Source organism: Gordonia rhizosphera NBRC 16068 (assembly GCF_000298195.1).
Classification (GTDB): domain Bacteria; phylum Actinomycetota; class Actinomycetes; order Mycobacteriales; family Mycobacteriaceae; genus Gordonia; species Gordonia rhizosphera.
On record NZ_BAHC01000009.1, the window covers coordinates 14,540 to 26,773 of the forward strand.

At 66.0% G+C, this 12,234-nt stretch carries 11 protein-coding genes and 1 tRNA gene; 10 read left to right on the top strand and 2 right to left on the bottom strand.

The genetic code is table 11. From position 1 onward, the window contains the following. Positions 1 to 53 precede the first annotated feature (53 nt). A complete protein-coding gene (locus tag GORHZ_RS29360; RefSeq protein ID WP_006329301.1) occupies positions 54 to 494 on the bottom strand; it encodes a hypothetical protein in 441 nt (146 codons plus the stop codon). A gap of 1,025 nt (positions 495 to 1,519) precedes the next feature. On the opposite strand from GORHZ_RS29360, the gene GORHZ_RS31490 reads away from it, so the two are divergent. From GORHZ_RS31490 to GORHZ_RS00620, 5 genes are all read left to right on the top strand, one after another. Next, on the top strand, positions 1,520 to 2,371 hold the full coding sequence (locus GORHZ_RS31490) for a hypothetical protein (protein WP_006329303.1): 852 nt from the start codon (positions 1,520 to 1,522) through the stop codon (positions 2,369 to 2,371). Positions 2,372 to 2,406: 35 nt separating this feature from the next. Continuing rightward, a complete protein-coding gene (locus GORHZ_RS30680; protein ID WP_006329305.1) occupies positions 2,407 to 2,577 on the top strand; it encodes a hypothetical protein in 171 nt (56 codons plus the stop codon). A 125-nt stretch (positions 2,578 to 2,702) separates the two neighbouring features. Beyond that, on the top strand, positions 2,703 to 3,836 hold the full coding sequence (locus GORHZ_RS00610) for a hypothetical protein (protein ID WP_157205001.1): 1,134 nt from the start codon (positions 2,703 to 2,705) through the stop codon (positions 3,834 to 3,836). A 267-nt stretch (positions 3,837 to 4,103) separates the two neighbouring features. Continuing rightward, complete coding sequence (locus tag GORHZ_RS00615; protein ID WP_006329309.1) at positions 4,104 to 5,780, top strand: APC family permease; 1,677 nt, start codon at positions 4,104 to 4,106, stop codon at positions 5,778 to 5,780. Between the two features lie 115 nt (positions 5,781 to 5,895). After that, positions 5,896 to 5,969: transfer RNA gene (locus GORHZ_RS00620), tRNA-Arg, on the top strand. Positions 5,970 to 6,146: 177 nt separating this feature from the next. Here the strand turns inward: GORHZ_RS00620 and GORHZ_RS00625 are convergent. Beyond that, on the bottom strand, positions 6,147 to 7,454 hold the full coding sequence (locus GORHZ_RS00625) for a uracil-xanthine permease family protein (protein WP_006329315.1): 1,308 nt from the start codon (positions 7,452 to 7,454) through the stop codon (positions 6,147 to 6,149). 120 nt (positions 7,455 to 7,574) lie between these two features. On the opposite strand from GORHZ_RS00625, the gene GORHZ_RS00630 reads away from it, so the two are divergent. The 5 genes from GORHZ_RS00630 to GORHZ_RS00650 all read left to right on the top strand — a co-directional run bounded on the left by GORHZ_RS00630 (position 7,575) and on the right by GORHZ_RS00650 (position 12,200). Next, entirely contained in the window at positions 7,575 to 8,078 is a 504-nt protein-coding gene (locus tag GORHZ_RS00630; protein WP_006329316.1) for an RrF2 family transcriptional regulator, read from the top strand. A 31-nt stretch (positions 8,079 to 8,109) separates the two neighbouring features. Further along, on the top strand, positions 8,110 to 9,297 hold the full coding sequence (locus GORHZ_RS00635; RefSeq protein ID WP_006329317.1) for a globin domain-containing protein: 1,188 nt from the start codon (positions 8,110 to 8,112) through the stop codon (positions 9,295 to 9,297). After that, a complete protein-coding gene (locus tag GORHZ_RS00640; protein WP_006329318.1) occupies positions 9,294 to 9,719 on the top strand; it encodes a hypothetical protein in 426 nt (141 codons plus the stop codon). Before GORHZ_RS00635 ends, GORHZ_RS00640 begins: the two co-directional genes overlap by 4 nt. A gap of 203 nt (positions 9,720 to 9,922) precedes the next feature. Next, a complete protein-coding gene (locus tag GORHZ_RS00645; protein ID WP_006329319.1) occupies positions 9,923 to 11,602 on the top strand; it encodes an ABC transporter ATP-binding protein in 1,680 nt (559 codons plus the stop codon). 52 nt (positions 11,603 to 11,654) lie between these two features. Beyond that, positions 11,655 to 12,200: a PadR family transcriptional regulator gene (locus GORHZ_RS00650; protein ID WP_040529540.1), complete on the top strand. Its 546-nt coding sequence runs from the start codon at positions 11,655 to 11,657 to the stop codon at positions 12,198 to 12,200. Positions 12,201 to 12,234: the final 34 nt, after the last annotated feature.

Sequence of the window (12,234 nt, forward strand, 5' to 3'; positions counted from 1 at the left end):
CAGTCCCCTCCGGAGGTGGGCGGAAGCGCGCTTGGTCGCCGTCCGCACCTGGATCAGTGCGTGTCGTCAATCCTGACCACCCCGCTCAACACGCCCATGTACGCGGCGCCGTCGGGCGTGAGATTGAACCCGGCGAAGTTGTTGTTGAGGAGCGGCCCGTTGCCGTACTTCAGCTCGTAGACTGTGCGTCCGGTGCGCCAATTGAGCGCGGTGAGATACCACTCGTCGGCACCATTGGTACGGCGCGGCTTGGACGCGGTGTAGACGAGACCGTTCGCCAACGACAGCCGCGGAATCGCCGACGGTGACGACACGGTGTTGTTGACCCACTTCACGCGGCACTTCTCCGTCGAGCGGTCGAAGCTGATCGCGGCGAGCCCGGGGACGGTGCTCCGGCCGCCGATGGTGGCCTGCGGCCCCGAGTAGCCGTAGTTGTTCTCCGCGAGGATCTGCCCGTCGGCGTAGGTCAGAGATTTGGAAGTCGGCGCTGGCACCCTTGGGGAACACGGGCACCCGGCACACCTGGGTGCCGCCGCCCGTCGACTTCGGACCACGCCGATACACCACGACACTCGTCGGGTCACCGTTGTCGGTGGTGGCGACCCACGTGTCGTCGATCAGGGTCGGGGTGGAGCCGGCGCCGGCAGACAGTTTTCCAGGCTTGCGAACACCGTCATTCGGGTACACGGTGCGCCAGTCCACGACCGGTGTGCCACCGGCGTTGGCCTGCATCCGGTAGATGGCCTTGTCGGTGTGAACCACACCCGACCGTCCCAATCGGGCAGCGCGCTGTGGATCTGATCGCCGGAGCCCAGATGGTGCGAGAGGTTCACGGCTTTCGCAAGTGAGTTCGAGCCATTGGCATGGACCTGGATGGCGTAGATCCGGCCGTCGAGCGACGGCAACGCGACCCGGATGCTCAAGATCACTCCCTGACCGAGGAAGCCACACAGATGAAGCTCACCAAGTACGCCGTGATCGGCCTGCTCACCCTCGCAACGACATTCGGCTTCACCGCTCCCGGGGCATCCGCGGCGCCCGCCGGCCTCGACGTCGAGCCGATGTCTTCGTCCCTCATGCACGGGGATCCCTACTCGACCGACACCACCCCCTACTCCGGACCTGGTCGCGGCGCACATCTGACGGCACGCTCGGTCACCGGAGCGGTGCCCACGACGATGATCGGCAGTGACGGGATCCCCGTGGGTCTCTGCACCCGCTATGTCGGCGACGGACTGAAGATCGGTGTGCCGTCGGTGACCCTGTTCGATCCCGTCACGGCCGCGCCATTGGCGAACCTACAGATTCCCGGAGGCTCATTGTTCTCGGGAGTGTATGGCTTCCTCGATTCCAAGGATCGGGTGGTCATCGGCGCCGGCGCCGACCGCGTCGTCAAGTTGGCCCACCGCAAGGCCGCGGGCCGCTGGCAGCTCTTCATCGACCAGACGATCGACCTGGGCAGCCACATCCGGTCCGGTGACGCGATCAACGCCATCATGCCGGACTTCGAGGGTCGGCTGTGGTTCGCCCCGTCGGCGGAACCGTCGGCGCCCGTTCCGCCGACGGCTCCATGGTCACCGCGCAACTCCCGGCCGGGGAGGAGATCAAGAACAGCTTTTCGATCCGGCCCGGTGGACAAGCGGCAGTGGTCACCGACCACGCGCTCTACGGGCTGCGGATCGCCGGAGACACGATCACCACGGTGTGGCGGCGCGCCTACGACAACGGCGGCGGCATTCGCAAGCCCGGCCAGCTCAGCCGTGGTTCCGGAACCACGCCAACGTATTTCGGTCCGGGCAAGTCGTCCTACGTCGCCATCGTCGACAACGGAGCGGATCCCAAGGTGAACGTCTACAACAGTGACGACGGTTCGACCGTCTGCAGTATGTCCGCGTTCGGCACCTTCGGCGGACCGGCGACCGAGAATTCGCCGGTCGCGTTGAAGAACTCGCTGATCCTCTCCAGCACTTGGGGTTCCGAATACCCATCGGTCACCGAGGACGGACCGGCCACTCCGCGGACCGCCCCCTTCACGGGCGGCCTGACCAAGGTGGACGTGTCGCCGCAGGGTTGCCGACGGGCATGGGAGACCGGGAGCCGCGACAAGGTGGCCACCCTACCCAAGTTGTCCACCTCGAACGGCGAGATCCACTTCCTCGGATTCGCGAACACACCGGTGAACCTCGGCGGGGAACAGAATTCCGGCCAGGTCTATTACTCGGCAGTCGATTTCGAGACGGGACAGCGACGTGCCTTCGTTCCGGTCGCGCTCACACCGTTCGACGACCCGATCCAGCTCACCGCGGTGATCGGACCCGACGGCACCCTGTGGCAGGGCACCACCGCCACGATGCTCAAGATCACGCACTGACCACCCATCACAGCCCCACCGCACAGGAGAGACCGATGAAGACCACAGCCGCACGGTATCCGATGGTCGGGCGGGTGCTGGGCACATTCTCCGAACGTGTCACCGTCAGCCAGCATTCGGTCGTGAAGGTCGACACTGGCTACATCGTCCGACTACTGCGCCTCTACGACACCGGCCAACTCAAGCTCCGCACCTCCCGAAAGTAACAACATGACATCGACATCCGGCCGACGGATCTCACCCTCAGGTTCCCGGTCGACGAATCGCGGGCATTGTGCCCACACAGGTTCGAGCGCGCTCCGCGGACATCAAGGCCTCCGCGCACCGGGATATGGACCGTCTGAGGATCTCGCAGCTCGCGGTGTCGAGTCATCCCTACGATCTGGGTGCCGACCCGGAGTCACCGATCATGACCTACCGTGATCCGATCTCACAATGGTTGGTCACACAGCTGATCAGTGTCCGTGAAGGTCGCGCCGGGCAGGCGATCCCGGTGGAATACCTGACACTGGCGCGGGCGGTCGAGACGGCGTGGCTCTATCTGTATGTGACCGTGATGATCCCGGCGTCGGTCGCGGCCAGGAGTATGCCCGCCATCGCCACCATCGCCGGGCCGCTGACGGTCGGGACGCTGATCGCACTGCCGATCATGCTCGGCGTCTACGGTGCGAGGCAGATCTACCAGACAGTCAGCAAGCGCCTCATCGACGCCTGCATCGTGTCCGTCACGCGCTCACAAAAGGAGCGGGCGGGGAAGAGTGTCAAGGACCTTCGGTTCGCCTACCCGGTCCCCGAGGTCGTCAAGGACATGGCCGGCCAGGTCATGCTTGCCGATTCGCGATCGTGTAAGCCCATCGGCGATCTCCCGCTGACCCGGATCGTCACCAGGACGTCGGACTACCTGCAGTCGATCTCGCCCGGCGTCCAAGGGCAGCGCATCCGTGCGGCCACCGCCAATCTGGACCGCTTCATGCGGTCGACGACCGTACCGGACAATCCGATCCCGGCCGATCCCGCGGACTTCAACACCATCGAGAAGGCACTGAGCCTGGGGCTCTCGCCGGTGCCGTTCGTCGGTGGCGCTCCGATCGACATCATCCTGGGGCTCAACCACAACCGGAACAAGAAACTGGACTTCGCCCATCGAGTCCCCTTGTCGTCACTATCGGTGACGAAGTCGCTTACCGCGGCCTACTATGCCTACGGACTGGCCACGAGTATGGTCGAGATCGCTTGGCGCCAAGGCGGCATGGACCCGGCGGCGGCGCTGGTGAACCAACTGTTCCCCGGGCTGGGGATCACCTCGGCGATGCTGCCGAAGACGACCGGCATCGTGGGTGCACCGAATCTCTACGGTCTGGTGGTGTTCCACAATGTGGTGCGGTCGCTGTGTCTCGCGGAGGACGCGACGACAACCGGTCCTTCCACGCGTGGCGACCGGCCCGTGTCTGCGGCACGGTGGTGACGGCGGCGATCTACCACTCCGCGGTCGACGTCGAGACCAGCCGGCACCGGGTGTTCAACCGCGCCGGGACCTCACCCCTCGAGCGCATGTCCGCAATGACGCCAATCACCGGTTCGACCGATTAGTTCCGTCTATCTGAATTGTCTTATTGCAGATAATGTTTCGGTAAAAATTCCTCGCAAGAACCACGTCGACGTCCTACCGTTGGAGGAATCCGGGCATCGTCGCTCGAACACGATGCAGACGATTCGGCGGGAGGAGCCGACCATGGCCGATCAGAACACGGACGTTTACTCGAATTCTTCGACAGGCACACCACCGCTGCGGCGACATGTCGGGCGAATTGGACTGCTCTTCGCCAGTATCGGCTCGATCATCGGTTCCGGTTGGCTGTTCGGCGCGATGAACGCCTCCCAGATCGCCGGTCCTGCCGCAGTCATCTCCTGGGGCCTGGGCGGCCTGATGATCCTGCTGATCGGCCTGTGCTACGCGGAACTCGGCGCGATGTTCCCGTTGTCGGGCGGAGTCGTACGCTTCCCGCACATCGCGTTCGGTGGTTTCTCCAGCTACATGACCGGATGGATCACCTGGGTGGCGTGTGCCTCGGTCGCACCGATCGAGGTGGAAGCCGCGCTCACCTACGCCACCAAGTACGCACCGTTCACCAGCAGACACACCGTCGGCGGCGCCACCGTGCACACGCTCACTGGACTCGGTATGGTCGTCGCGGTCATCGCGATGGCCGTGTTCGTGGTGATCAACTACTACGGCATCCGGTGGTTCGCCGCGGTCAACAATGTCGTGGTGTGGTGGAAGCTCGCGATCATCGCCATCGTCATCGCCGCGTTCATGCTCACGCAGTTCAACACCGACAACTTCACCTCGCAGGGATTCAAGCCCGACGGCTGGCACGGCATCTTCACCGCGATCGCCACGTCCGGAATCGTGTTCTCGTACTTGGGTTTCCGACAGGGAATCGAACTGGCGGGTGAATCCGACAACCCGAAACGCAATGTACCGTTCGCCGTCATCGGATCGGTCCTGTTGACCGTCGTCATCTACGTCCTACTCCAAGTCGCGTTCATCGGATCGGTCAATCCCAGCGACATCGCGAGCGGCTGGAGCAACATCAGCTTCACCAACGACTTCGGACCGCTGGCGGCCATCGCATCGATACTGGGGCTCGGCTGGCTGGCCACCCTGCTCTACATCGACGCGGTGATCTCACCTGCCGGCACCGGACTGATCTACACCACAGTCACAGCCCGCATCTCCTACGCGATGTCACGCAACGGAAACGCCCCCGAATCCCTGGGCCGCACCACGCACCGCGGCGTCCCGCTGGTCAGTATGATCCTCGCATTCGTCGTGGGGCTCATCCTCTTCCTGCCGTTCCCCAGCTGGCAGCAGCTGGTCGGCTTCATCACCTCGGCGACGGTGCTGTCCTTCGGGTCCGGTCCGCTGGCGGTCGTGACCTTCCGCAAGCAGATCCCGAACCAGCGGCGGCCGTTCAAACTGCCGTTCGTGTACGTGATCGCCTTCCTGGCGTTCTGGTCGGCGAATCTGATCGTGTACTGGACCGGCTGGTCGACCAACTTCAAGCTGTTCATCGCGGTGCTGATCGGTGTCGTCATGCTTGGTGTCATGGTCGCCCTGGATGCCGAGAACGATCGTCACATCAGCTGGGATTGGCAGGGTGCGGTGTGGTATCTCCCGTGGCTCGGTGGCCTGGCGCTGATCTCCTGGCTGGGCGACTACGGCGGCGGTCTGGGTGTCCTGCACTTCGACACCGCATTCCCGGTGACCTTCGTCTTCAGCGGGATCATCTTCGCCCTTGCCTGGTGGGTGAAGCTCCCGACTCCTGCCGTCGAGCGCTACATCGCCGAGGCTCGCGAGGAAGCCGCGGAGGAGGACGAGGTCCTCGGTGCAGCGATGAGCCACTGATCCACTACCGCCTGTGCGGCCCCGCGGGCCCTCGCGGTCCCATCGACCGGCGGTTGGGTACGTCCGACCCGATGCCGCCCGATATACTCGCCCACGCTGCCGTCCGACGGCGGACGCCTCCGTAGCTCAGGTGGATAGAGCAAGGGCCTTCTAATCCCTAGGTCGCAGGTTCGAGTCCTGCCGGGGGCACCCACGTCGACCGTGCAACCCCAACCCCGTCGAGCGTGCGCATCACAGCGTCGACCGTGCACGTGAATCCTGCGATCGTGCGCAGTCCAGCGTCGTGCGCGGGTGCCCGCGCACGATCGACGAACTAGCGTGCACAGTCGAGGGTCTGGCGCGCACGGTCGACGGGGTACCCGCTGGTCACTCGGACTCGGTGGCAGGCGGTGACACCGCAGGGCGTGGCACGGTTCCCCGCCACCGGCCGATCAGCGTCATCGAATGGTAGATGGCGAGTGCGGCGCCGGCGCCCAGCGCGATGCCGCCGAAGTTGAGATCGCCGACCACCCAGGTGAAATCGGCGATGCCGATGACCAGCGGAATCGCGGCGGTGAACTGATTGACGGGACGGCCGAAGTCGACGCGGTTGGTCACCCAGATGTGCACACCAAGGATTCCCACCAGGCCGTAGAGAGCGGTGGTGATACCGCCGAGTACTCCCGGTGGCACCGCGGCGATCACCGCACCCACCTTGGGCGAGAGCCCGAGCAGCACCGCTACCACACCGGCAACCCAGTAGGCGGCGGTCGAATACACCTTGGTCGCCGCCATCACCCCGATGTTCTCGGCGTAGGTCGTGGTCGCCGCGCCGCCCCCACTCCCGGCGAGCATCGTGGCCAACCCGTCGGCCGCCAGGGCGCGGCCGATCCTGCGGTCGTAGTCGACCCCGGTCATCGTCGCGACCGACTTCACATGGCCGATGTTCTCCACCAGCAGTACCAGCACCACCGGGAGAAACATCGGGATCACGGACCAGTGGAAAGTCGGGGTGGTGAAGTCGGGAAACCCGACCCACGCGGCCTGTCCGATCCCACTCGTGTCGACCTTGTCGAAGGCCAGTGAGATCAGATAACCGAAGATCACGCTCAGGAATATCGCGAGTCGACCCAGCAATCCGCGAAAGAACACCACCGAAGCCACGAGAAGAACGAGCACCAGAGTCGCGATGACCGGGTCCTGCTCGAAGTTCGCCTTCGCGGTCGGGGCCAGATTCAGTCCGATCAGCGCGACGATCGTGCCCGTCACAACGGGAGGCATCAGCACTTCGATCCATGCGATACCCGCGAAGTGCGCGATCACACCGATCACGGCGAGCAACGTGCCGACGACGAAGATTCCGCCGAGCGCGGCCGACTGACCGTGAGATGCCGTGGCCGCCAGCACCGGCGCGATGATCGCGAAACTCGACCCGAGGTAGCTGGGCAGCCGGTTGCGTGTGATGAGCAGGAACAGCACGGTACCGATACCGGAGAACAGCAACGTGGTCGCCGGAGGAAACCCGATCAGCACCGGGACCAGGAAGGTGGCACCGAACATCGCCACCACATGCTGCAATCCGATCCCGACCGTGCGCGGCCAGCTCAGACGTTCGCCGGGGCCGATGACGCCGCCACCGTCCACCCTTGTCCAGGACAAGAAACCGCCCGACGGTGTCTCCGGTGTCGTCGTCATAGGCATCAGTTTGCGGCACCCACCGCTCCTCCGCGCCCGCAACGAGCGGCCCCACGGATGTGATGGGCATCACCGATCTTAAATATGCATTTTAGATTCCAATTATGGTGTACTCGGCTCATGCAACTGACGAGGTTCACCGACATCGGACTCCGGATCGTCATGCGCCTCGCGGTCGCCGGTGAACAACCCTCGGACACCACACCGATGACGACGAAGGATCTCGCGCGAGAACTCGCGGTGCCCTACACACACGTCGCGAAAGTCGTTGGCCGCCTGGCGGAGATGGGTGCGGTGCATTCCCGCCGCGGTCGCGCCGGCGGCCTGGCCATCACCGACCTCGGTCGCGAGGCGCAGATCGGGTGGCTGGCCCGCACCCTCGAGGGCCCGGGCGAGGTCGTCGACTGCGAGGGGTCCCAACCGTGCCCACTCCGCAGCGCATGCCGCCTGCGCGGCGCACTCGCCCGCGCCCAGCGCGCCTTCTTCGACAGCCTCGACGAGCACACCGTCGCCGACCTCGTCCGGGACCCGACCGGGGCGGTCCTGCTGTCCCTCTCCCCTCCTCCCCCCGCGCCGCCGACCGACGACGCACCCGGGAACAGACACCTCCCGCAACACCGCTGACGCGGACCAACACAACAGATCGGAGTCACCCATGCTGTCCGACACCCAACGCGAAACCCTCGCCGCCACCCTGCCGGCGGTCGCGGGCGCGATCGGCGAGATCACCCAACGCTTCTACGCGGGTATGTTCGCGGCCCATCCCGAACTGCGCGACGACCTGTTCAACCGCACCCACCAGAAGACCGGCGAACAGCCTCAGGCGCTGGCCGGATCGATCGCCGCGTTCGCCAAACTGCAGCTCGAACCCGACGTCCGTCGACAGCGCTTCATCCTCGAGCGGATCGCCCACAAGCACGCCTCGCTCGGAGTGACGCGCGACCAGTACGCCGTGGTCCACGAGCATCTGTTCGCCGCCATCGTCGAGGTCCTCGGCGACGCGGTCACCCCGTCGGTCGCCGACGCCTGGGACCAGTTGTACTGGGACATGGCCGATCTGTTGATCAAGTCCGAAGACGACCTCTACGCCGCCGCCGGCGTCGAACCCGGCCAGGTGTGGCGCGAGGTCCGCGTCGTCGAGCGCACGCAGATCTCCCCCGACACCATCGCCCTCACCGTCGCCGCCGCCGACGACACTTCCCGCCTGCCCGGATTCCGCCCCGGACAGTACATCTCGGTGCAGGTCGGGCTGGACGACGGCGCGCACCAGATCCGCCAGTACAGCCTGACCGGCGCGCCGACCGCACCGGAATGGCGGTTCAGCGTCAAGCTCGCCGGTGAGGTCTCCGCGCACCTGCACGAACACGTCTTCGAAGGCGATCTACTGCGGGTCAGCACCCCGTTCGGCGATCTCGTGCTGCCCGACGGCGACGCCCCGATCGTGCTGGCCTCCGCCGGCATCGGCTGCACCCCGGTGATCGGCCTGCTCACCGCCATGTCCGAACAGCAGGATGCGCGCGCGGTGACGGTGTTGCACGCGGACCGGTCCCGCGACCGTCAGCCCCATCGCGGGCAGCTTGCGTCGCTCGTGGAGTCGCTGCCGCAGGGGCGGCTCGTGCAGTGGTACGAGTCGGCGTCCGACCACATCATCTCCGATTCGGTGCGTCGCGGGCAGATGACCCTCGACGGCATCGACATCGAGCCGGACACCCACGTACTGCTCTGCGGCCCGACCGGATTCCTCGCATCGATGCGGGACACACTGCTCGACCGTGACGTCGCCGAGGGGCGCATCCACTACGAGACCTTCGGGCCGGAACTGCTGCGGTCGGGCACGCGATGACGGCATCCGCCGCCGTCGCCACCGCCGCCTGTTTCCTCTGGCTCGGCATGGTCATCGCGATCTCGTTCGTGGAGGCGCCACTGAAGTTCCGCGCCCCCGGCGTCACGGTGCCCATCGGACTCGGCATCGGACGACTGGTGTTCCGCGCGCTGAACGCGATGGAGGCGGGCTGGGCGATCGCGATCCTGGTCGCCCTGGTGGTGGGCTCGTGGTCGGGTATGGCCGTCCCCGTCGCCGCGGGGGTGGCGATCGCGATGCTGGTGGTGCAGCTCGTCGCGGTGCGACCGATGCTCACCCGGCGGTCGGATGCGGTGCTCGCCGGTCACGAGGGTCCGCGCAGCCGCGCGCACATAGTCTATGTGGCCCTCGAGGTCGTCAAGGTTGTGGCGCTCATCTGGCTCGGTATCGCCCTCCTCGCGTAGGCGCCGGCGAAGCCGATCTCCGATAGATCCGACGAGTCGGGTGCTCCTGCGCAGGTGGGCGTCGTCCGCGTTCCGCGGAACGCAGTGCGCGGCGTTGAGGTCACACAGCGTTCTCCCAGTCGCGACGAAGGGCGCCCGCAGCGGGCGCCGATAGCTTGTGGCTCATCGGCATCGCCGACGACCCGAGCGCCAGGAGAACGTGCATGACCACACGCGAGGCCTTTACCCGCTTCGTCCCCGCCCTGCGGGGCGAGAGCCGCCGATTCGCCCTGGCCGCAATCCTGTTGCTGGTTGCGGCCGGGTGCGAGATCATCGCGGTCTTCGTGCTGTCCGACGTCATCGACGGCGCGCTGTCGGCCGACAGCCTCCTGGGGTTCGCCCGGTTGGCGGTCCTGTGGCTGCTGATCACGGCGATCGCGACGGTCTGCGACTACTACGGTCAGGTCACCTCGATCGGTATCTCGGAGCGAGTCGTGCTGCGGCTGCGCGATCGGCTCTTCACCCACGTCCAGCAACTCAACCCGGTGATCCACCGCCGATTCGGACTCGGCGACCTCGTCACCCGCCACTCCGACGACCTCGAAGCGGTCGAATACCTCGTCGGCTCGGGGGTGATGGGATTTCTGATCGCGCTGGCCAACACGGTCGGGCTCGTCGTCGCCGCCCTGATCATGAGCTGGCAGGTCGCGTTCGTCGCACTCGCCGCGGTCCCTGCGTTGTGGGCCATCTCGGCCTTCTACGGACGCCGCCAGACCCTCGTCACCCGCGACGAACGTGTCGCCAACGCCGACATCGCGGTGGCCGTCCAGACCGCGCTCAGCGGTCAGGAGACCGCCGTGGCCTACAACCAGCAGGGCCGCGAGCACGCACGACTGCATCATCACGGCGTCACCTGGCTGCGCGCGCGGATGGCGCAGACCCGGATCGAGGCCGGCTTCGGCGCCGTCCTGGGGTTCGGCCAGGTGGTGGTCACCCTGTTCATCGCCCTCGCGGGCATCTGGCAGGTGCGACGCGGCGAGCTCACCGTCGGCGAACTGCTCGCGCTGACCGGATATCTCGGGATGCTGTACCCGAAGATGCAGGAACTCGCCGAGGTCCGTCTGGCCCTCGCCGCGGCCGTGGTGAGCGCCGAACGACTGGCCGAGCTCCTCGACATCGCTCCCACCGACCTCGACAACGACCACGCGGTCGACCACCACGGGCCCGACCACGATCTGTCGGTGCACAACGTCACCCTGCGGCGCGGCAGCAGAACCATCCTCGACGACGTGTCCGTGGACCTGCGATCCGGCGAGATCACCGCGCTGATCGGCCCGAGCGGCATCGGGAAGTCCACGCTGGCCTCGCTGCTGTGCCGTTTCGAGCAACCCGACTCCGGCCGCATAGTCCTCGGCGGCAAGGATTTCCGCGACCTCACCGGACGGTCGATCCGCGACCACATCACCCTGCTGCCGCAGCAGCCGGCGATCAAGGCCGCGACGATCGCCGACAACATCGCCTACGGCTGTCCCACCGCGGCGCGCGCGGAGATCATCAACGCCGCGATCCGGGCCGATGCCGACGAGTTCATCTCCGATCTGCCCGACGGATACGACACAATGCTCGGCGAAGACGGTCTCACCCTGTCCGGCGGCCAACGGCAGCGCGTCGCGATGGCCCGCGCGATCCTGCGCGACACCCCGATCCTGATCCTCGACGAACCGACCTCCGGCCTCGACGACGCGACCGCACAGCGCATCCTCGACCCGATGCGTCGCCTCGCCGCCGGCCGCACGACTCTGCTGATCACCCACGACCCGCGTGTCGTCGCGATCGCCGACAGGGTCGTGGAACTCCGCGACGCGACGCTGCACAGCCACGACGGGAGCCTGGCCACCGCCTGAAGCCATATGAACCTAATTGCATAGTGCACAGGTGCAGTGCTACTGTCACCGTATGGCGCTCGAGCATGCGATTCTCGTGTCGCTGGCCGAGCGACCTGGGACGGGGTACGAGATCGGCCAGCAGTTCGACCGATCCATCGGCTATTTCTGGTCGGCGACGCACCAGCAGATCTATCGGACGCTGAAGAAGCTCCACACCGACGGACTCGTCAGCTTCGAATCCGTCGCCCAGGACGGCCGGCCGGACAAGAAGGTCTACACGATCTCCGACGAGGGCCGAAAGGTCCTGGCAGAGTGGGTGATGAGCCCGACACCATTGCAGCCTCTGCGCAGCGATCTCGGCGTCAAGCTGCGGGCGGCCGAATTCGGTGACCTCGCCGCCGTCATCGGCGAGCTGAAGGCGCACCGCGACGAGCATGTCGCCCAGCTCAAGCTGTACAACGGCTTCGAGGCCGCCTACTACCCCGACCCGCACACCCTCACCGGCCGCAAGCTGCATCAGTATCTGGTGCTGCGCGGCGGTATCCGATCCGAAGAGGGCTTCGTCGAGTGGTGCGACGAGGTCATCACCACCCTCGAACGCGAATTGTCCGCCTGACCGGAGCATCTCCGGTCCCTCCCTATCCAGACGA

Bases quoted from the DNA above. Each gene is read 5' to 3' on its own strand.
- GORHZ_RS30680 (WP_006329305.1), top strand. From the start codon at position 2,407: ATGAAGACCACAGCCGCACGGTATCCGATGGTCGGGCGGGTGCTGGGC.
- GORHZ_RS00610 (WP_157205001.1), top strand. From the start codon at position 2,703: ATGGACCGTCTGAGGATCTCGCAGCTCGCGGTGTCGAGTCATCCCTAC.
- GORHZ_RS00615 (WP_006329309.1), top strand. From the start codon at position 4,104: ATGGCCGATCAGAACACGGACGTTTACTCGAATTCTTCGACAGGCACA.
- GORHZ_RS00625 (WP_006329315.1), bottom strand. From the start codon at position 7,454: ATGACGACGACACCGGAGACACCGTCGGGCGGTTTCTTGTCCTGGACA.
- GORHZ_RS00630 (WP_006329316.1), top strand. From the start codon at position 7,575: ATGCAACTGACGAGGTTCACCGACATCGGACTCCGGATCGTCATGCGC.
- GORHZ_RS00635 (WP_006329317.1), top strand. From the start codon at position 8,110: ATGCTGTCCGACACCCAACGCGAAACCCTCGCCGCCACCCTGCCGGCG.
- GORHZ_RS00640 (WP_006329318.1), top strand. From the start codon at position 9,294: ATGACGGCATCCGCCGCCGTCGCCACCGCCGCCTGTTTCCTCTGGCTC.
- GORHZ_RS00645 (WP_006329319.1), top strand. From the start codon at position 9,923: ATGACCACACGCGAGGCCTTTACCCGCTTCGTCCCCGCCCTGCGGGGC.
- GORHZ_RS00650 (WP_040529540.1), top strand. From the start codon at position 11,655: ATGGCGCTCGAGCATGCGATTCTCGTGTCGCTGGCCGAGCGACCTGGG.